The organism is Microbacterium sp. (genome assembly GCF_044508325.1).
In the GTDB taxonomy this organism is placed as follows: Bacteria; Actinomycetota; Actinomycetes; order Actinomycetales; family Microbacteriaceae; genus Microbacterium.
Map to the genome: position 1 here is coordinate 1 of NZ_JBIQHX010000003.1, position 19,417 is coordinate 19,417.

At 67.6% G+C, this 19,417-nt stretch carries 18 protein-coding genes; 14 read left to right on the top strand and 4 right to left on the bottom strand.

All coding sequences use genetic code 11. The features are described 5' to 3' along the window. Positions 1-422: 422 nt before the first annotated feature. The 8 genes from ACIWQI_RS02950 to ACIWQI_RS02985 all read left to right on the top strand — a co-directional run bounded on the left by ACIWQI_RS02950 (position 423) and on the right by ACIWQI_RS02985 (position 9,243). A complete protein-coding gene (locus ACIWQI_RS02950) occupies positions 423-1,916 on the top strand; it encodes an SCO6880 family protein (RefSeq protein ID WP_396655601.1) in 1,494 nt (497 codons plus the stop codon). Then, positions 1,916-3,556: a hypothetical protein gene (locus ACIWQI_RS02955; protein ID WP_396655603.1), complete on the top strand. Its 1,641-nt coding sequence runs from the start codon at positions 1,916-1,918 to the stop codon at positions 3,554-3,556. The genes ACIWQI_RS02950 and ACIWQI_RS02955 overlap by 1 nt, the downstream gene beginning before the upstream one ends. Further along, positions 3,553-4,845 (top strand): ParA family protein, encoded by a 1,293-nt coding sequence (locus tag ACIWQI_RS02960; RefSeq protein WP_396655604.1) that lies wholly within the window; start codon positions 3,553-3,555, stop codon positions 4,843-4,845. Before ACIWQI_RS02955 ends, ACIWQI_RS02960 begins: the two co-directional genes overlap by 4 nt. A gap of 13 nt (positions 4,846-4,858) precedes the next feature. Beyond that, positions 4,859-6,676: a type IV secretory system conjugative DNA transfer family protein gene (locus ACIWQI_RS02965; protein ID WP_396655605.1), complete on the top strand. Its 1,818-nt coding sequence runs from the start codon at positions 4,859-4,861 to the stop codon at positions 6,674-6,676. After that, on the top strand, positions 6,673-7,071 hold the full coding sequence (locus ACIWQI_RS02970) for a hypothetical protein (RefSeq protein WP_396655606.1): 399 nt from the start codon (positions 6,673-6,675) through the stop codon (positions 7,069-7,071). Before ACIWQI_RS02965 ends, ACIWQI_RS02970 begins: the two co-directional genes overlap by 4 nt. Then, complete coding sequence (locus ACIWQI_RS02975; RefSeq protein ID WP_396655607.1) at positions 7,068-7,550, top strand: hypothetical protein; 483 nt, start codon at positions 7,068-7,070, stop codon at positions 7,548-7,550. Before ACIWQI_RS02970 ends, ACIWQI_RS02975 begins: the two co-directional genes overlap by 4 nt. Positions 7,551-7,587: 37 nt before the next feature. Next, a complete protein-coding gene (locus ACIWQI_RS02980; protein WP_396655608.1) occupies positions 7,588-8,031 on the top strand; it encodes a single-stranded DNA-binding protein in 444 nt (147 codons plus the stop codon). Positions 8,032-8,451: 420 nt separating this feature from the next. Continuing rightward, positions 8,452-9,243, top strand: coding sequence for an IclR family transcriptional regulator (locus tag ACIWQI_RS02985; protein ID WP_396655609.1), 792 nt, complete (start codon positions 8,452-8,454; stop codon positions 9,241-9,243). Between the two features lie 18 nt (positions 9,244-9,261). On the opposite strand, the gene ACIWQI_RS02990 is transcribed toward ACIWQI_RS02985, so the two are convergent. Continuing rightward, complete coding sequence (locus ACIWQI_RS02990) at positions 9,262-9,954, bottom strand: class II aldolase/adducin family protein (RefSeq protein WP_396655610.1); 693 nt, start codon at positions 9,952-9,954, stop codon at positions 9,262-9,264. Positions 9,955-10,028: 74 nt separating this feature from the next. Beyond that, positions 10,029-11,015, bottom strand: a complete 987-nt coding sequence (locus ACIWQI_RS02995) for a 3-keto-5-aminohexanoate cleavage protein (protein ID WP_396655611.1) — start codon at positions 11,013-11,015, stop codon at positions 10,029-10,031. A gap of 233 nt (positions 11,016-11,248) precedes the next feature. On the opposite strand from ACIWQI_RS02995, the gene ACIWQI_RS03000 reads away from it, so the two are divergent. The 4 genes from ACIWQI_RS03000 to ACIWQI_RS03015 are packed head-to-tail and all read left to right on the top strand — an operon-like array spanning position 11,249 to position 14,571. After that, a complete protein-coding gene (locus tag ACIWQI_RS03000; protein ID WP_396655612.1) occupies positions 11,249-11,977 on the top strand; it encodes a DUF6081 family protein in 729 nt (242 codons plus the stop codon). 52 nt (positions 11,978-12,029) lie between these two features. After that, entirely contained in the window at positions 12,030-13,208 is a 1,179-nt protein-coding gene (locus ACIWQI_RS03005) for a homogentisate 1,2-dioxygenase (RefSeq protein ID WP_396655613.1), read from the top strand. Between the two features lie 12 nt (positions 13,209-13,220). Continuing rightward, positions 13,221-14,105 (top strand): SDR family oxidoreductase, encoded by an 885-nt coding sequence (locus ACIWQI_RS03010; RefSeq protein WP_396655614.1) that lies wholly within the window; start codon positions 13,221-13,223, stop codon positions 14,103-14,105. A 25-nt stretch (positions 14,106-14,130) separates the two neighbouring features. Continuing rightward, entirely contained in the window at positions 14,131-14,571 is a 441-nt protein-coding gene (locus ACIWQI_RS03015) for a nuclear transport factor 2 family protein (RefSeq protein WP_396655615.1), read from the top strand. Between the two features lie 154 nt (positions 14,572-14,725). Here ACIWQI_RS03015 and ACIWQI_RS03020 read toward each other — a convergent pair whose 3' ends face one another. Together ACIWQI_RS03020 and mobF are read right to left on the bottom strand one after the other, a co-directional pair. Beyond that, complete coding sequence (locus tag ACIWQI_RS03020) at positions 14,726-14,908, bottom strand: hypothetical protein (RefSeq protein ID WP_396655616.1); 183 nt, start codon at positions 14,906-14,908, stop codon at positions 14,726-14,728. A gap of 459 nt (positions 14,909-15,367) precedes the next feature. Beyond that, positions 15,368-18,379 (bottom strand): MobF family relaxase, encoded by a 3,012-nt coding sequence (gene mobF, locus ACIWQI_RS03025; protein WP_396655617.1) that lies wholly within the window; start codon positions 18,377-18,379, stop codon positions 15,368-15,370. Between the two features lie 661 nt (positions 18,380-19,040). On the opposite strand from mobF, the gene ACIWQI_RS03030 reads away from it, so the two are divergent. Beyond that, positions 19,041-19,208, top strand: coding sequence for a hypothetical protein (locus ACIWQI_RS03030; RefSeq protein WP_396655618.1), 168 nt, complete (start codon positions 19,041-19,043; stop codon positions 19,206-19,208). After that, a complete protein-coding gene (locus tag ACIWQI_RS03035) occupies positions 19,205-19,408 on the top strand; it encodes a hypothetical protein (RefSeq protein ID WP_396655619.1) in 204 nt (67 codons plus the stop codon). The genes ACIWQI_RS03030 and ACIWQI_RS03035 overlap by 4 nt, the downstream gene beginning before the upstream one ends. Positions 19,409-19,417 lie beyond the last annotated feature (9 nt).

Here is a 19,417-nt window from a genome sequence, read left to right on the forward strand (position 1 = left end):
CCCTACCTCTGAACAACCCCGACCGAGCCGCTTACACAGAGAACTTGACAAGCCCCGATCTTCGGGCTGTTCAGCTTCGCCGGCGCGGTCGCCGCCGACAGCATCGGCTCACGGCTCGGGTCGCACGGCCCCCGGATGGCGTCGACAGCGGCGCGTACCGCGTCCCGGATCCCGACCCGCATGGGCGGACTGCCCTCGGGGGTACGCCCGCCCGGGAACCACGCCGCATCCACCGGGCCCGGCCCGAAGTCCGCGTCGGGTCGGCCCGCGTCCGCTGGCGGCGCCGGGGGTGCTGCCAAGCCGAACAGCACGCGCACGTCGGGGGTTCGGGAGTCCGCCACCCGTCAGCGTTCCGAGTCGTCTCGCCCACCGTCGTCCCGCGTACCGCAGCCGATGTCACCGAAGCCTGATGGGAGTCCGTCATGACCGCCACACCTGAGTACGCGCGCCCGGTCCGGTTGCCGCGCCGGTCCCGGCAAGGGGTCGTGATGGGGATGGACCCGTGGCAGCTCGCTTTCCTCGCGGTCGCCGCGTTGATCGTGCTGGTGTGCGTGAACCGGTTCGGTCCGCTCGGGCTCCTCTACGGGGCGCCGCTCTACTTGGGGTTCGGGGTGACGGCGCTCACCAGCATCCATGGTGTCTCGACTCCGCGGATGGCGGGGCTGTGGTTGATGAAGCAGGCCCGGCAGGCGGTGGGGGCGACGACGCACACGTTCCGGCCGGAGCGGCCACGGCTGGTGGGCACGTTGAACCTGCCCGGTGTGCGGGCGTCGATCCAGTTGTGGGAGGAGAACGGTGTCGCCGCCGTGTACAACCCGCACGACCGGTCGGTGTCGGTGATCGCCGAGCTGGAGGTGCAGGGGTTCCTGATGCAGGACCTCGCGGAGCGGTTCGACCTGGCCGAGCAGTTCGACCGTGTCCTGGGCCCGTTCACGCAACGCCCCGGGATCAAGCGGGTGACCTTGCAGGAGCGCACCCTGCCGACCACGATCCGCGCCGCCCGCGAACATTACGACACCGTCCGCCGGGTTCACATCCTCGACCCCGATTCCCCGGTCGCGCACAACTATGAGGAGGTGATGGACCGGTCAGAGCGGTTCGAGGTCGCGCACCGCAACTACCTGATCCTGACCCTGGACCTCGTCGCCCTGGGTGCGCAGTTGAAGGCCCTCGGCGGCGGTAAGGATGCGATCATCGCCCTGGCGCAGATCGAGGGCGGCAACCTCGCCGACGCCCTCACCTCCGCGAAGATCACGGTGCACCGGTGGCTGTCCCCCCGGGACGTGACCGCGCTGGGCAGGTTGGCGTTCGACCCGGAGTTCGCCGCGACCGTGCAGAACCGTCCCGACGAGGTCGCCGGCGTCGACCCGGCCGGGATCGGGCCGATGTTCCTGGACGAACCGAAGCACCGTAACGGGATCGTGGTCACCGACTCCGGTGTGCACACGACCCTGTGGGTGCACGAGTGGCCGCGGTCGGATTCCCCGGTCGGGTTCCTCGCCCCGGTCGTGTTCGCCCGGCACCCGCACACCGGTGAAGCCATCACCCACATCCTGTCGATCGTGCTGACCCCGGTACCGGTGTCGAAAGCGCTGAAACGGATCCGGGACGAGAAGAAGATCTGGCGCGGCAACGAGAAGCTGCGCGCGAAACGGGGCGCGGACGGGTCGGCGGCGGATGCTGCGGACTGGCGGGCCCTGGAACAGCAGGAGCAGGAGATCACCGAAGGGCACGGGGAGTTCCAGTACGGCGCCTACCTGACCGTGACCGCCCCCGACGAGGAGCAGCTCGATCAGGCTGTCGCGGGGATGCGCAACGCCCTGTCCCGGGCGGGCATGGAGGCGCAGATCCTGTACTGCCAGCAGGCGGAAGCGCTCATGGTCAACGCGCTGCCGGTCGGGCTGGGGATGAAGTGATGACCCGCCACGCCGCCACCTTCACCCCCACAGGCCTCACCCGGCGTCAGAAGCGGGAGTTGCACCGCGAGATCGACCGTGCCCATAGGGATGAGAAGCCTGCGCGCACGAGCCGGGCGGAGCGTGGGCTGCCCGACCCGGCGGTGCCGGGCCCGTTCGGCCCCGGGATCACGCAGGGCGGGTACTGGAATCTTGCGAGAGCGTGGATCCCGCCGCACGAGGCGACCTCTCAGCACATCGCCGGGATCTACCCGTTCGTCGCCGACTCCGGCCTCGGCCACCGCGGCCCCATCCTCGGGGTGGATCTGAACGCCGACGCCCTGTGGCACTTCTCCCCCTGGGAGGCCTATGGGGACACCACCGAGCGAGGCACGTTCTCCACGAACATCCTCGTGCTCGGCGCGTACCGGGGCGGGAAATCCGCCACGGTGAAGACCCTCGTCACCCGGTCGATCGCGTTCGGACACCAGGTCGTGGTCCCCTCCGACCCCAAGGGCGAATGGGTGACCGTCGCCGACGCGATCCCGGGTGGGCGGGTGATCCGTCTCGGCGGGGGCACCGGCGCCCGCCTGAACCCCCTCGACCGCGGGCCGCGGCGTACCGGCGCGAGCGACGATCAGCACGAGCAGATGGTCAAGCAGCGCAGGATCGGCACCCTCGTGTCTCTGATCGAGATGACTCTCGGCGCGAAGCTGACCGCGGTCGAGCATGCGGCGATCCTCGACGCGCTGGACCGGTGCATCACCCGCACGGGCGACCAGCTGACGCTGCGCGGCGTGTACACCGAACTGGGAAAGGTCGCCGGGGAGAAGGATGCCGCGTACGGTGCCGCGGACGGTGCGATCCAGCCGTTGTTCGTGCTGCGCCGGTTCGTGGAGGGCGACCTGTCCGGGCTGTTCGAGGACGAGTCCACGGTGTCCTTCGATCAGGACGCCCCGATCGTGGTCACCGACACCAGTGAGCTGTTCGCGCGCGGGGATCTTGCCGCCCAGCTCACCCAGGTGTGCACGACCGCGTGGATCCAAGCCGTCATCAGCGACCGTTCCGCGCACCGCACCCGGTACGTGGTCCGCGAAGAAGGATGGCGGGACATGACCTCCCTGGCGTCGCTGCAGATGTTCCAGCAGTGGCTGAAACTGTCCCGCCACTACGGGATCAGCAACATCGTCATCCTGCACAAGATGGGCGACCTCGACGCCGTCGGCGACCAGGGCTCCCTGGAACGCTCCCTCGCGTACTCGATCGTCGGGGACATTGAGAACAAGTTCATCTTCCGGGTCAACCACCAGGAACAGGCCGCGCTGCGCACCCGGCTGAATCTGCCCGCCACGCATGTGGAGATGGCGCGCCGGCTGCGGAAAGGGGAGTTCCTCGCCTACGTCGGGCAGTACTCGTACCTGGTGGACTGTTTCGCCACCAGCACACCGTGGGAGTACGACCTGTTCACCACCGACGACGCCCTCACCCTCGGTACCGACCCCGACGACCTCGCGTTCGAGTTCACTGACCCGGGCATGCTCGACGACTACTGGCCCGACCCGGCCCGTCCCGAACTGGATGCCAGCATCGACGGCTGGCTGCACCCCGACATCCCCCACATCCCCGATATCCGCGACCGTACCGAGGAGCACCGATCATGAGCACCGTCATCAGCCACCCCCGCGCATACGCGACCGTCACCGGGCATGCCGCGACCTTCGTCACCCCGGCCGGGCAGTCGGTGCGCCTCGACGTGGCCGCAGGGGACGACATCCGCCAGCTGATCGTGTTCCACGCTGCCCGCCATGCCCGCGAGTACGGGGCACCGGTGGAACTGGTCACCGCCGGTGACCGTGGGGAACACCATCTTCTTGTCCACCCCGACGGTGCATTCGCACCCGCCGACACACACGCCCAGCCGCCCGCCAGCGACACCGGCCGGCACACACCACGACACGGCACGCACGGGAAGGAGGTGAGCGAACAGGCTCCACAGTCGGACTCCCCCGCGCACACGCCGGAGCCGGCTGTGGAGTCGCCCGCCCGCCCGTCCTTCCTCACCCCCGCACCCACCGTGCACACCCGCGCCCGCGGGTGGCGGGGCGCCCTGTCCAGCATCGGCATCCGCATCCGCCCCTCCGCCGCCCACCGGCGCCGCGCCGAATGGACAGCCACAGTGGCGAGGCAGTGGGCGGGATGCCGGACCATCGCGGTCGTCAACGGGAAGGGCGGGGTCGGGAAGACGATGACCTGTGCGATGCTCGCCGCCGTATACGCCCGTGAGGGCGGGGGGAACGTGCTCGCCTGGGACAACAACGACACCCGCGGCACCCTCGGCTGGCGCACCGAACCAGGCCAGTACGACACCACCCTGCGCGACCTGCTCCCCGCAGCCCCCACCCTGCTCGCCCCCACCGCGGGGGTCGCGGACATCGCCGGGTTCGTGCATCACCAGCAGGCCGACCGGTACGACGTGCTGCGCTCCAACCCGGAACTGCTCGCCACCGACCAGCGGATCACCGCCACCGACTTCGACCAGTTGATGCAGGTCGCCGCACGGTTCTACCGGCTCGTGGTCTTCGACTCCGGCAACGACGAGTCCGCCGACCGGTGGCTGCGGATGATCGACTACTCCTACCAGCTCGTCATCCCCACCCTGGCCACCCCCGAATCCGCCGAGTCGGCCGCCCTGCTGCTGGACGCGCTCCGCGGCCGGGACGAACGCGGCGCCGCCCTCGCCGCCCACGCCGTCGTCGTCGTCACCCAACCCGAACCCTCCGCCGTGGCCGCGCGGCGCATCGCCGACGGGTTCGCCGAGCACTCGCGGGCCGTGCACATCATCCCGTTCGACCCCGCCCTCAAAGCCGGCCCGTTGCGGTTCGACCACCTCCGGGCCCGCACCCGCGACGCCTGGCTGAGTGTCGCCGCATCCGCCACCGAGACCCTGTGACACCGGGGGCATCATGAATCAGGGTCTGCTCGGCAACACGATCGCCGTGATTATCGCGGGGGCGGTCGTGCTGGCGGTCGCGTTCGGATTCATCGCCGACGCCGTCACCACGTTCGTGTGCGGTTCCCGCCCGGCGGCCGCGCACCTGTTCGCCGGGCTCTGGCTCGCGCTCACCGGCAACACCACCGAATACACCCCACCTGCCGGGTGCATCATCCCGGTCGTCGGGATCCGGGTCGCCGATGCCGCCGCCGTTCTCCTCGTGGCGGGGCTGACCGTGTGGGTGTTCGTTGCGGTGCGCCGGTACCGGGAGTCGGACCGGTCGTTCGTGACCGACCTGCGCACCCGCCCCGGGTTCGCCACGGCGTCCGAGATCCGCGACCACCTATCCGCCAAAGCGGTCCTCCGCCGCGCCACACAGCTGCGGCCCGACCTCGCCAAACCGACCGCCACCGATGTCGGCTGGCGGGTCGGGAGGTCCCGTGGGCAGGACGTGTACGTGTCGATCGAGGACTCCGTCGCCCTGGAAGGCCCGCCACGTTCGGGCAAGGGGTACCGGGTACTGATCTCCGCGATCGTGGACTGGTCCGGACCGCTGATCACCACCTCCACGACCAACGACAACCTGACCGCCACCATGCGGATGCGAAAGGCCCGCGGCGACGTGCACGTCTTCGACCCGCAAGGACTGTCCGGCATCCGGCACCCCCTCCGCGCCTCCCCCATCACCGGCTGCGAGGACCCGCTGGTCGCGATGCAGCGCGGCACCGCCATCATCACCGGCACCGCCCTGGGCGCATCCACCACCAACGGCGAATGGGCGCAAGCCGCCGGAGTCGTCCTCGGCCGGCTCCTGCACGCCGCCGCCGTCGGGGGCAAGTCGATCGCGGAACTCTACGACTGGGGCACCAGCCCCGCCCAAACCCGCGACGCCGTCGAGATCCTCAAATCCGACGGCACCCCCGGGTGGGGCGACAACCTCGACGCCACAATCAGCGGCGACGAGAAGCTCGTCTCCTCCATCTGGTTCGGCGTGCAAGGGGCGGTCGCACCGCTCGCGGTCCCGCAGATCCGCGACGCCCTCACCCCACGCCCCGGCGACCCTGTGTTCGATCCGAGGGAGTTCCTGGATGCCGCGAACACCCTGTACCTGATCGGGTCCTCGTCCGGCGCATCCGCCATGGGCGGATGGCTCGGCGCCCTCCTCGACGACATCGTCGAGGTCGCCCGCACCACCGCGCTCACCTCCCCCGGCTCCCGGCTTCCGCACCCGCTCGGGCTCGTCCTCGACGAGATCGCGAACATGTTCCGGTGGGGCAACCTGCCCCGGATCATGGCCGACGGCGGCGGCCGCGGCATCTGCACCTTCATCGTCCTGCAAGCCCTCTCCCAAGCCGAGACCTCCTGGTCCCGTGCCGAAGCAGACACGATCTGGGCGGCCGCGACTGCGAAGGTGCTGCTGGGCGGTGCCAGCCACGTCAACCATCTCCGCGATATCGAGTCGCTGCTGGGCACCCGCGAGACCCGCCGCGCCCAACGCTCCTGGTCCACCCGCGAAGCGGGCCATTCCACCAGCGAGCAGCATGAGCGGCGGCCGCTGATGTCGGTGGACGAGATCCGCCGACTCCCGGAGACGACCGGACTGCTCGCGTACCGCAACCGGCGCAGCGTGCTCCTCGACCTCGCCGGGTGGGACGAGCGTCGTGACGCCTCCTCGATCAAGTCCGGGAAGCGCGAGACAGAGCAGGAGCAGCAGGGCGTGTTCAGCGACGCCCGTCGCGGCACGCCCGCCGCCACGGGATCGACGACGGAGGCGGTGATCGAAGAGTGAGTAACCGTCGCAGGCCGAGCCTGGTGAACATGTACCGGTCGGAGTTCCTCCGCTCCACCGTCTGGTTCGCCCGACGCGACCGGTGGTTCACAGAGCAAGCAGCCATCGGTGGCGGCGAGTACCGGTGCGCAGCGTGTGGGCGAGCCGCGAGCAAGCGTCAGCTGGAACTTCACCACCTCGACTACTCGGGTGTCGTGATGGAGGAGGGCCAGTGGCGGGCACTGGAAGCTCACGACGACTTGGTGCCGATGCATCCCTATTGTCACGACCTGCTGCACCGGCTCATCGACCGCGACGAAGTGCTCTCACACCACCGCACCCGGCGCGATGCGACCCGGCACGCTCTCACCAAGCTCCAGCGCACACTGCGAACACCGGAGGAGGCGACACCATGACCGACTATGAAGAACCCCCCGACCCCGACGAACTCATCGCTGCACAGATGAGCGGCTTCGACCCCGGAGACCGGCACGGCAGCTCCGGCCTGATCGGGACCGAGGTCGTCAACTGGCGAACCCTGGACGACGCGAAAGCCCGCGCTGCGTGGAACGCCCTCCGGTCGTGGGTGGAATGGTTCACCGTGCGGTACCGAATCTCCGAGTCCGTCGTCCCGGACTGCTGGTACCTGCACGGGCACCTCGTCGAAGAGCTCTCCGCCCTCCACATCGCCCACGTCGCCTCCTTCGACGCGTCCGACTCCGGATACGGACCCATCGGGTGGCACGAACGACTCAGCCTCGCACTCCCCCGGCTCGGGCACGCCTACTACGGAGGCTGCTCGCGCGGGCACACCACCCTCAAACCCCGCTCGTGGGCCGGCACAGTCGACGAACAGGAATGGGACGCGTGGACCAGCCAGGCCCACGCCCACTGAGATGCCGCCTCGGCATCTCCCAGAGAAAGGAAGAAGGATGAGCACCAGAATCCCGGTCACCATCGAGGGCAACCTCACCGGTGACCCCGAGCATGCCACCGGAGAATCGGGCAACGAGTACGCCCGCTTCACGGTCGCGGTCAACGACCGCCGCCTCAACGAGACGACCAACCGCTGGGAAGACGCCGGCACCGTGTTCCACCGCGTCGTCGTGTTCAACCAGCAGGCCCGCCACGTCGCCAACTCGCTCCGCAAGGGCGACAGCGTGGTCGTCGCCGGCGACCTCCGCTTCGGCACCTACACCGACAAGGACACCGGCAACAGCCGCGAGACCCGCGACATCATCGCCGACAACATCGGGGCATCGCTGAAGTTCGCCGACGTCAACGTGCAGCGCACCCCAAAAGCTAACGGCCCCGAGGCATACGCCACGGGGCCGACAGCAACGCCGGCAGCCACCGGCGTCGGGATCGCCCGCTGACCCATCACAACACGAGAGCGGGGCGAGAGACATCGTACTCTCACCCCGCTCTCCGCATTCGGACACGCCAGCGTGATCGGGTAGGCACCTCCGCTGTAGTGCTCCAGGCTCGACACCGCTCACCGTCTAGGCACAGCAGCCATTATTGACGATCTCTCGGGCTACGTGATTCATCGAGGCATGATGCCCGGAGCAGCGCCTGTGCCCCCGAACGTCAACGATCGCGGATCATGCCGATCTCACCCACACCCGTGCTCATCGGTGGATCCAGATTCAATGACCCGTCCACACGATTCGCGCTTGTGCGAATGCTCCCGCAGGCGGGCGATGCCGCTCCTCACCTCGACGAGTTCGCATTCGACTACGGCAACCACACGTCGGATTCTTGTATTCGATCAATTTGCTGTCTAGAGTTCTGCTGTGCAGATCTTTACTGATCCCGAGCGGCCGGTTCCCCAGTATCCGATCGAGTCCGTCGATCGTGCGCTGCGGCTGCTCAAGCTGTTCAAGGACCATGGTGAGCTGCGGCTGGCCGATGCCAGAGATGCTCTCGGGGTCGGGCAGTCGACGGCGCACCGCCTGATGGCGATGCTTCAGTATCACGGCTTCGTCGACCAGGATGCGGTGAGCAGGATGTATCTCGCGGGCCCCGCGCTGCTGGAAGTGGGCCTTGCGGCGGTGCAGAACCTGAACCTGCGCGCGGTGGCGCAGCCGATCCTGCAGCAGCTGGCGGATGAGTCGGGAGAGACGGTCCACCTGGGGGTGCTGATGGGCACCGAGGTCCTCTTCATGGACGCGATCGAGAGTGAGGCCGCACTCCGGGTCAGCGTTCGCATCGGTCGTCAGATCCCGGCGCACGCGACCAGCCTGGGCAAGGCGATGCTGGCCGCCCTTCCGCAGGAGCGGGTCGAGCACCTGTACCCGGACGACGACCTCATCGCTGTGACCGAGCGGACGATCACGAAACGTGCCGACCTGTTCGACGTCCTGGATCGAGTGCGCGAGCAGGGCTACGCGGAGAACCTCGAGGAAGGTGAACCAGGGGTCGGCTCGATCGCCGTCGCCGTGCGCGATGGTGGCACATTGATCGGGGGCCTGAGCATCGCAGCCCCGCGAAGCCGGATCCGGAAGGCCGAGCGCGACCGATTCGCAGCTCTGCTGATCGACGCGGCGGCGGAGCTCGTGACCGCGTTGCACGCCGGCGCGCAGTGACGCGACAACCGCTCGGTGTCAACGACTCTCGACGGTTCGCACGAGGTAGTCCCAGACCGCTGAGATCGCCCGGGCGTTGTAGATGTGATCCCGTTTCGCCGCTGACTCGTCCGCGTCCGACCAGGTCGGCCAGCCTCCGAACGCGTTCGTCCGCATCTGCTGCTCGCAGGCCCGTTCCAGCAGGAGGGCGGTGACCGTCGCCGACTTGATGTCCGGACCGACCGTGACGATGCCATGGTTGACGAGGAACAGCGCGTTCCTGTCGCCGAGGGCGGCCGCAACCTCGCGACCGAGGGGCCTGGTCATGATCAGGTCTGCGGTCTTCGTGAAGCGCGGCACATCCGGCGGCACGAACAGGTTCGCCGCATGACTCACCGGTCGAAGCGATTGGCCGGACGCGGCCAGCGCGACCGCATGAGGGGCGTGCGTGTGGACCACGGCGCCGACATCGGGCCGGGCGAGCATGATCTCGGTGTGGATCGGGTACTCGTTGTGCCGTGTGCCGGCTCCGCTCTCGACATTGCCGTCGGGCGAGACGAGGTGCACGCGATCGGCGGTGACCTCCTCCATGCCGTACTCGGCCTCCTTGATCCAGACGCCCCTGCCGTCTGGGTCCCTCATCGAGGAGTGACCCCAGATGAGGTCGCCTTGATGGTTGGCCGCCAGGATCCGGGATGACACGGCGACAAGTTCTCTGATGTCTTCTCTCATGGGTCGTCGACTCCTTCGTGCGCGCCGGGGCGCGGCTGATGACGCCCGTCGCGCGGGCAGGGAAAGAGGTAGGGTCAGGCAGGCGCGCGTTCCGGGAGGCCGATCATCTTCCGGTACTCGTTCGCCGTGGCGGGCGTTCTCCCCAGCTGCGCGGCGATGTCGCGAGCGCGCGTCAACAGCTCGAGATTGCTGGCGAGGAGTTCGTCGCTGTTCGGGTATCGCCAGCAGCTGTCCTCGAGCCCGACGCGGATGTTGAGGCCCATCATGGTCGCCAGCGTCGTCAGGTACAGGCCTGCGCGCCCGGCGACGCAGACGGTGATCGAGGCGGCCGGGTCGAGCCCGCGGATCTGACGGACCATGAGGAACAGGTGCGTGGCCATGGACTCCGTGCCGTCGACCCAGGCGCCCGAGATCAAGGTGCGTCCGATATCTACGGGCAGCCCATACAGGATGATCCAGTTCGTGGGACCGAGCTTCGGATCGACGACCCCGGTGTCGAAGAGGCGGCGCTTGGCGAACTCGACCTCGCCGGAGCTGTGGATGACGATCTCGGGGCTTGCTCCATGATCGAGGATGGTCTTGACGGCGGGGGCGACGAAGGACTCGGGGTGGCCGGCGGCGCAGGGAGCAACCTCAGCCTGCCCGGTGGTCACCGGGGCGAGGCACTCAGCGAAGGTGCTGCCGTTGAGCACGTTGAGATTGGACACGAAGTCGCTGCCGAAGCGTTCCCGCAGCGGCTCGAGAACCATCCCGTAGGCCTCGGTGGAGGGCAGGTCGCGGTCGAGGCGTCGCCCGCTCGAGTCGGTGACCCAGGTGAAGTCGATGTGCACTCCGCATGCGCCGGCTTCGATGACCTCTGACGCCGAGTCGATGAAGTCCTGCAGATCCATCCCGTAGCCTCCGGCGACCTCGCCCACACCTGACCTGCCGGCGACGGCGACGTTGATGGCGATCTTCTTGGGAATGTCCCATGCGGGCTGGAGCGTGGCATCCGCCGTGAATGCGTACTCTTCCATCTCTGTACGGGCGGCCTCCCACAGGGCCGGGGGCGTGTCAGTCACGACGTTCTCCTTCGGGTCTGAATGGAACAAGTAGACCACCGCACACGAGTCTCCGCAACCCAGAATTCTGCATAGCAGACAGAAAATCCCATCTAGGCATTGCATTCTCCACGATCTCATGGTCTAGTTAGTTCTGTCACACAGACACGAAGTCCCAGTTGCTCGACTCATCGCGGTGAATGCGATCTAGCGAAGATGGACGACAGCTGCCTGCCCGAAACGAAGGAGTCTCCATGGCTGAGAACAGCGGCAAGCCCGTCGACGAACTGCTCAGGGAGTCAGGGTTCGACGGTGTGCACTGGCAGCACCTCGAGTACCCGGGGCTCGGGCCCGACGGGATCCCATGGGTGTGCGCTGAGCGCTCCGCCCGCTCGACGCTCGCCGATGGAAAGCTCAGCGTCACCATCGACCGGTTCGAGATCGAGCACGCGATCCAGCCCGTCGACAACTGCAAGCATGTTCTTCTGTCCACGGAGACGTTCGAGGTCCCGGCCGACGGATGGCTGTCGGCGTCTGCTCGGGTGAGTGCCGAGAACATCAATGCGACCCCGCGCGACTACCGTGACGGCTTCGCCACGCTCATCCTGATCGAGCCGTCGACCGGCTGGGTGTTCGACTGCGGTGTCACAGGAGATCAGGTGTTCGCCATCCACGAGAGGCTCCCGCTGCCCGATGTGACGGCGTTCACCCGGATCGTGCAGGACCCCCTGGCGCGAGTGACGCGCGGGCCGGGCGAACCTCACGAGTTCCGCATGGTGCTCGACGCGGCGAACCGCACGGCGACGTGGTTCATCAACGACAGGCTGGTGTTCGAGGCATCCGCCGTCGTGATCCCCGCTCGCGTGAACGTCGGCCTCGGGATCTTCACCCTTCACCCCACGGACGGCGAGCACAGCCGCTCGCTGCACGGCCAGGGAATCGCCGCGTCCTGGGAAGACATCCGCATCGACACCTCGCGATGAACCGATCTTCCTGTTACACCCCCGACTCAATCGATCGACAAAGGAGCCTCAGATGACAACGAACATCAGGCGCGGCAAGGTGCCGCACTCGCAGACCGGTATCACCCCGTATCTCGACGAGATCTACACCATCGAGGGATTCTTCGGCGACTGGGCGATGCTGTACCGCTCGCACAACGTCGGGCACCCCACCGAGTGGTCCAACGACAACCTCATGAACCTCGGCTCGGACACCAACCTCCTGGTGCCCTCCGACCGTGATGACGCCGCCGGCGCGCCGATGCCGCTGCTGGAGGGCGACGGGATCGTCGTCTCGCTCTCGCGCCGCAGCGCCCCGATGCCGTTCCTCGAGAAGAACGCCGATCACCACCAGATCCGCTTCTACCACCGCGGTGCGATGACGCTCGAGACGGAGCTGGGGCCCCTGGAGGTGGAGGCGGGCGATTTCGTCGTCATCCCGCGGGGCATGATGTTCCGCGAGGTTCCCAAGACCAACGACAACGCCGTCATGATCTTCGAGACGCGTGCCCCAGTGCACCCTGCCGAAGAGCTGTGGGACAGTGTGGGGTTCAGTGCGTTCGCGATGGACTACACGCTCATGCAGGTCCCCACACCGCAGGAGTGGACCGCCGAGGAGATCGAGGTCGCCACGGACGTGCGCGTCCGCTTCAACGGACAGTATGAGAAGCTCTCGTTCTCATTCAACCCGCTCCGCGACGTCGTCGGCTGGATGGGCGATCCGGTCATCTACAAACTCAACGTGTGGGACGTCCCGGGGATGGGGACGAACAAGGGGTTCCTGCCGCCTCCCAGCGGCGCCGTCCTGCTGGGCGAGCACAAGGAGTTCCTGTTCACGATCCAGGCACCCCGGCCCTACCCGAACACGCCCGCACCAGGCGGCAGCTACGGTGCGCCGGCCCACCGCAACGACTACGACGAGCTCTGGTTCAACCACCGCTCCGACCAGGCCAAGCAGACAGAGGGGCACCTCTGGCGGCTCGCGCCAGCCGTGGTGCACCCCGGCCTGAAGCGGCCTCCGGCTTACCCGGACAACCCGGTCGAAGAGGTCCGCGAGTGCAAGATCAACTTCGACACGCACTCACGCCTGGCATGGACGGACGAAGCCCGCGCCGCCTTCCTGCCCGATCCGCACGTCGCCGTGTACACGAGTCTCTACGGCGCCCACATCGGTGTGGTGCCGGAAGAGGCCACCCGACACGTCAAGAAGTGACGGAGCCCGACGATGAGAGTACTGACCTATGGCGCCACCGGCGTGCAGGGCGGCGCTGCGGCGCGACAGCTCGCGAAGACGGATCACGAGATCGTCGCGCTCCTTCGGGAGCCCGAGCAGCTCGGCTCGCTTGCCGACCTGGGCATCGTCGCCGTGGGCGGCGACGCGGAGGATCGAGCAAGCCTGGATGCCGCGACCGCCGGGGCGGATCGCGTCGTCTTCCACCTCCCGCTCGTCTTCGATCGTGAGACCGGCGTGCGGATGGCTCGCAATGTGCTCGAGGCATCCCAGGCCGCAGGTGTCGGCCTGGTGATCTTCAACACTGGGAGCATCGTCCCGTCTGAGCCCAGCCCGTACCTGCACCTCGATCTGAAGCGCCAGATCGTCGACATGGCCGAGGAGATCGGCCAGCCGATGATCTCGCTTCGACCGCGGCTCTACTACGAGGTGCTGGGCGAACCGTGGGTCAAGAGCGGTCTCGTCGAGCAGTCGACCTTGGCCTATCCGCTGCCCGCCGACCACAAGACGAGCTGGTGCACGGTCGAGGACGTCGGTGCGGTCGCGGCCGCCTGCCTGGAGCGCCCGGATCTCGCGGGCGCCGCGATCGAGGTCGGCGGACCGGACGCGCTCAGCGGGACCGACCTGGCAGACGCGTTCGGGCGCGCCACGGGCAGGCAGATCAACTACTACCCGCTGGCGGTCGCGGACTTCGAGAAGGGCCTCCAGCAGAACTTCGGCGACGCGGTCGGAACCGTCATCGCCGAGTCGTTCTACCACTTCGAAGACATCGGACCAGACGGAATGGTCATCCCGGACGCCGCGGCGACGGCCGCCGACCTCGGAGTGACACTCACCTCGATCGACGACTGGATCGCCCAGCGCAGCTGGGCGGACTGAGCGGACGGGAGCACAGACAATGGCGATGATCGCTCCTTCCGGACAACCGGACACGCAAGACTCGGCTGCCGCAGCGGTGCTGTTCAGCGAGTTCGGGCACGCGCTGGACACCAAAGACTGGCAAGCGTACGCAGCGCTCTACGGTCCCGATGGGTCATTGGCCCTCCCGGGCGGCAGCCCGGTTCCGCAATCCCGGCTCGAGGCGATCTGTGAAGCGGTGCTCGGTCGATTCCAAGAGACGCACCACATGATCACCAACGTCCTGTCCACCAGACAGGGCGCGGAGAATCACGTGACGGCGAACCTCCGAGCAGCTCACTTCTACCCCGATGACAGCCACGAGCCCTGGGTCGTGTACGGCCGCTACACAGCCACCACCTACCTGCGCGGGAAGAGTCTCGTCTTCAAGGATGTCGAGCTGGAGATCCTCTGGCAGACCGGGGATCAACCACCAGCTCCCAGGTAGCCCTTCGACGCTCACCCCCGCACACAGAGTAGTCCGAGCTCCTCCCTGTCATCCGTCGCGTTGTTTGACGATGGCGGCGTCACCCCCGGTGACGATTGGCGGGCGTGAGAACGCCCCCTGTCGCGCCGGCGGCATTCCGGCGGGGCGTTATTCGTCATGGTGACGTGGTTGTCGTCGCTCGTGACGGCGTGCTATTCGCTACTCCCGTGATTGCGCATTGCGCGGCGGTCAGGTCGACGATGCTCTTCTCGGCGGCGTAGGTCGCGATCAGCGCGGCGGCGAGGTTGTTGATCGCCCGCGGGTAGCCGCGGGCCGCCCCGTGGATCGCGGCGATCACGTCGTCGGAGAACAGCGCGTTTGGGCCGGCCGGCGAACTTCAGGTGGTGCCGGATGCAATCTCTGGTGTCCGCGACGCCCATCCCGGTGATCGTGTATCGGGTGGAGATGCGTTGATCGAGAGCGGCGAGGACGGTGAACTTGGGCCGCCGGCGCAGAGTGGACTGGCCAATCAGCAGTATCGCAAAGGGGGACCTGGTTCCATGCCGGTTACAAGACCTTGACCGCCGAGATCGAAGCGCAGATCCGATCGGACGCCTGAGTCGTAAAGAACGACCCGGACATCAACATCGCGCATTGGCGCTTCTATGCCAGTGCCGACACGAGCCAGTTGGTCGCGGACCCAAGGGTGCTGGATCTGCTTGAACAGTTCGACATCCACGGCTTCACCCGCCCCCACTAGGGAACAGAGAATTCGCTCTCACCGACCTGTCATTTCGGACGCGCGTACCCCACTTGGTCAAGACCGCAACGGCCGTTCCGCAACCCGATCGCGGATGTCCATGTGGGGTGCCGCGATGTCCGTGTCATGGATAGACCGCGCAGCATCCTGCACAGCCTCGCTGCGGCGATTCACCAGACTCTGGTAGCACTGTGACGCCGCTCCGTATCGAGCCGCGAGATCGTCGCGTGTGCCGCTGAGTGCTGCCGCGAGGTCGACACTCGAGGGTCGACCGTGCACGTCTGCGTGTTGGGCCGCAATCTGCCGATCGAGCTCGAGCAACCGGTGCCACGTTTCGCGCATCCACTCGGCCAACGCAACCAACTCCGCACCAGCAGGGTCCGGCGCGGGCCGTGCCGCGCGCCCGAGCTCCGCCCGTGCCGCGCGCACCGAGTCGTCGATGCTGACCTCGGGGATGCCGCGGAGCATGCTGTCCGCGATTCGCTCCCGGGCAGTAGCCGACGACGGTGCGATCGCGATGGCCTCGTTGTGCACGCGGCCGCGGGTCATGCCGACGTAGAGGCCCGCGGCATCCACTCCGGGACCGACGACGGAGGCGTCGGTGGTCTCTCCCTGGATGCCGTGCACCGTCGATGCGTATGAGAGGTGCATGTGCGCGGCGGCGTAGTCGCGGCTGACGGTGCGCACATCACCACTGTCGCCCATGCTGACCAGCTCGATTCCGGTCGCGGTGATGCGCTGGATGGTCCAGACCGCACGGTTCTCGACATCCGCTCCCTTGTCGTTTCGGCGGGTCTGCACGATGTCGCCTTCCAGCAGTCGCTGTTCGCCCTGCCCGACCGCGATGCGGTCCAGACGAAGCTGGCCGCTGTCGACACGGCGTTGCTGGATGGTTTCATTGATCGCGTCGGCCTCCTCGTTGGTGCTGGTGACCAGGGCGACCCGATGGTGGCCGGCGGTCCACCGGAAGTAGGCCTCGACCATGACATCGCGGGCTTGCACGTGATCGGAGACAGCATGGATGAGTCCGCGATCGTGGAGATCGGATGCCACGCCCAACGCGGCATCCTTCGATCCAGGTTCCCGCATCCGCAGCGTGAGGGCCGCGTAGTCCGGGTCGCGGAACCGGTGCACCGCGGTCAGTTCGACGACCGCGGTGGCGCGGCGGGTCATGCACGCCATCGCACCCGAGTGACCGACCGGGCGCGCCTGGAGGTGGTCGCCGACCATGGCGATGCCGGCTCCCGTGGCGGCCGCGACGGTGGCGAGCGCGTTCGCGGCGTGTAGGTCGACCATGCCCGCCTCGTCCACCACGATCCGGTCTCCTGGGCCGAGCGGAAACCGGCGTGCGCCGTCGTAGACGCGTCCCGTTGCCGGGTCGATGTCGCCGGGAGTCAGGCGAGTCCAGATGGCAGCGCCGGCGGTGTCGTGTCCCCAACGGAATCCGTGATCTGCGAGGAGTGCGTGCAAGCTGGACGCGGAGGTGCCGAGTTCGCGGCCGGCGACCGTGGCGGCCTTCTTCGTCGGGGCGACCACGACCATCCGATGCCCGTCTTGGGCGAGCACGCACTTCGCGACCCGCAGCATCGTCGTTTTCCCGGCGCCCGCGGGTCCGGTCACCGACACCAGCCGGTCCGTTCCCGCGATCGCCGCCGCGGCTCGCACCTGCCGTGCATCGAGTTCCAGAGCGTCCCGCAGCACGTCGCGGCCGGTCGCGATCACGGCTGCTTCGTCGGCTGCCTCCCCGGAGCGGGTCAGCTCGTCGAACCGGGCGGCGAGTTCGATCTTGAGCGCCGCGGTCGCGGAAGCCACGTACCCCTTCACGTGCGCGGGACGGTCCCCGTCGTCCGCGAGCAGATCGACAGTCAGCCCGAGAGCGCACCGGATCACCTCGTCGATCACGTCATGGAGGTCGGCTCGGTCGGCAATGACACCGGATGCCGCGACCGCACGTATCGCACCGGCTCTCACGTCGAACAGACTGAACCGTCCACCACAGCTCGCGGACCGGGCATCGGCCTCCACCACCGCGCGCGCCGCCAGCAGCGCGGTATCCAGCACTTCGGGTGACGGCCCCCGCACCGGCACGGCCGAGCGGGCAGAGCGGATGGCAGGGTCGATCGCGGCGAGTTCGTCGCCGATGAGCTGTTCCCACGCGGTTTCGTCGATGTCAGCGGGCTTGTTCGGGCGGGCCTTCGCCCACGCCATCCGGTCGATCTGGTGCAGCTGGTCGGGGCTTGGTTGAAGGCCCGGATGCTCGGAGCGCCACGCGGCAAGAAGCACCGCCCGGTTCGCCTCGATCTGCGTTGATCGGCGCGACAACGGTCGCACGGCATGGGCGAGCTCGGCGATCTCCCCGTCATCGTTCAGCGTGAACCCGTGCCGTGCCAGCGCGTGCCGCCACCGGGGGTCGGTGCGGGCGGCCAGCTCCCCCTCCGCGTTGATCAGGGTGTGCATCTTCATCGCGACTCGTGAGTCAATGTTCGACCACTTGCCGTCCTCGCCCTGCACCTTCACGCTCAGCCACAGATGCCGGTGAATGTGCGGGTCGAGCGCGCGCGACCGTCTGTGCTGCAGCTCGACCACCTCGATGCGGTGGAGGGCTTCCCGGATGCGCCCGCCGGCGCCGCGGCGTGCGTTCAGCTCGCGCTGCCACAGGGTGATGATCCGGTCGCGCAGGCGGTCCTGCAGCGCCTCGAACTCGGCCGCGAGCTCGGGGGTGATCAACGCAACGATGCTGTACGACTTCGGTGCATTGATCGTGCCATCCAGGATCAGGTCCGCGTCCGGAGACGTCAGGTCACGGCCTCGCCGCTCGTCGGTCTCCGGGTCACGGGCGTCGACCCAACGGCGCAGACCCTCCTCGTCGAGCGTGTCGGTATGGATCGTGCCCGCTTCGACGATGAATCGGGTGACACCACCGCCGTCTACGTCACCGTATGTGGCGAGCGCGTCGACACCGGCGGAGCGCAGGTGCGAGTCGCACGACCCCTGGAACGCGTAAGCGAGCGCCTGTCGAACCCCACGGGATCCGACACCCCGCTTCCAGCGCTCGAGACCACCGCGCATGGACCAAGGCTAGACCGGCTTTGCTGAACTCGCTACGAGTTACACAGAAAGTGCCTGCGTGCATTGCTGTTCGATTGCCCGATCCAGTTCGAATGCTCGGGCTTGCGGCGCGTGGTTTGCTCGTTCTGGCGGGGTCGGCGACCCGGGCGTCGTATTTGCGTCGGCGGTCGCTCATCGGACGTTCGTGCGGGCGGGTCATGCGCGCGGTGGCGGCTGGGCATCCACGGCAATCGCCTCGACACCCGGGCCACGTGCGCACGAGGACCGGCGTGCGTGCTCAACATAGGACTGTGGTAGACAGAGTCCCCTGCGATGTTGAACGTCAAGTTGCAGCTTGTTCGTCAACTTCGTCATTGCTCATCCAGGCGTAAGCGGCGTCAACTGCCCCTTCGTCAGTTCGGAGAATTCGCAAGCAGGTACGGACGAGGGAGTAGAACTGGTCGCCCCGGGCGTTTGCCAGCTCGACGTTGACGCCATAGTTCAGCGAGAGACTGGGCATCAGATGCATCGCGTGGAGCACATTGAGGCACGGCTCCATCGCATGTGTCTCAATTGACCACCATTCCGAGTTGGCGGCACGGCTCGCAACAAACGCCCGTTCCGTCCTGCGACCGGCCGCGCAGGTTGTGAAGACCTGGCATCCAGCCCCACAGTGTACGTGGTGATCGAGGCGAAGACCGGCGCGACAGCCAACGTCATCTGGAAGGACGACGCGACGGTCATCCCGCTCGTGATTCGCCCGAGCCACGTCGTCGGGCGCGCGTGCACACCACCGCCCGACTGCCGGTCGATCAACCGGGCCAACATGAAAGAGCACAAGAAGGCGTGAAGAAGCTGGCGCCGGCGCTCGCGCAGGACGACCGGTTCAAGGACGAGGCGGCGATCAGCGCGCAGCTATCAGCGCTCAATTTGGCCGCGGATAGCTTCTTCCAGAGCTTCGCGCTGCGCACGAAGCGGGAGGCACGGGAGAAGCTGCGTCAAACGAATCGCCGGCCCGGTCAGTCGCGCCGCGCCCGTGCAGGAAGTTGATGTAACAGC

Excerpts from the sequence above, each read along its gene's own strand:
- ACIWQI_RS02950 (WP_396655601.1), top strand. The coding sequence starts at position 423 with ATGACCGCCACACCTGAGTACGCGCGCCCGGTCCGGTTGCCGCGCCGG.
- ACIWQI_RS02955 (WP_396655603.1), top strand. The coding sequence starts at position 1,916 with ATGACCCGCCACGCCGCCACCTTCACCCCCACAGGCCTCACCCGGCGT.
- ACIWQI_RS02960 (WP_396655604.1), top strand. The coding sequence starts at position 3,553 with ATGAGCACCGTCATCAGCCACCCCCGCGCATACGCGACCGTCACCGGG.
- ACIWQI_RS02965 (WP_396655605.1), top strand. The coding sequence starts at position 4,859 with ATGAATCAGGGTCTGCTCGGCAACACGATCGCCGTGATTATCGCGGGG.
- ACIWQI_RS02975 (WP_396655607.1), top strand. The coding sequence starts at position 7,068 with ATGACCGACTATGAAGAACCCCCCGACCCCGACGAACTCATCGCTGCA.
- ACIWQI_RS02980 (WP_396655608.1), top strand. The coding sequence starts at position 7,588 with ATGAGCACCAGAATCCCGGTCACCATCGAGGGCAACCTCACCGGTGAC.
- ACIWQI_RS02990 (WP_396655610.1), bottom strand. The coding sequence starts at position 9,954 with ATGAGAGAAGACATCAGAGAACTTGTCGCCGTGTCATCCCGGATCCTG.
- ACIWQI_RS03000 (WP_396655612.1), top strand. The coding sequence starts at position 11,249 with ATGGCTGAGAACAGCGGCAAGCCCGTCGACGAACTGCTCAGGGAGTCA.
- ACIWQI_RS03005 (WP_396655613.1), top strand. The coding sequence starts at position 12,030 with ATGACAACGAACATCAGGCGCGGCAAGGTGCCGCACTCGCAGACCGGT.
- ACIWQI_RS03010 (WP_396655614.1), top strand. The coding sequence starts at position 13,221 with ATGAGAGTACTGACCTATGGCGCCACCGGCGTGCAGGGCGGCGCTGCG.
- ACIWQI_RS03015 (WP_396655615.1), top strand. The coding sequence starts at position 14,131 with ATGATCGCTCCTTCCGGACAACCGGACACGCAAGACTCGGCTGCCGCA.
- mobF (WP_396655617.1), bottom strand. The coding sequence starts at position 18,379 with ATGCGCGGTGGTCTCGAGCGCTGGAAGCGGGGTGTCGGATCCCGTGGG.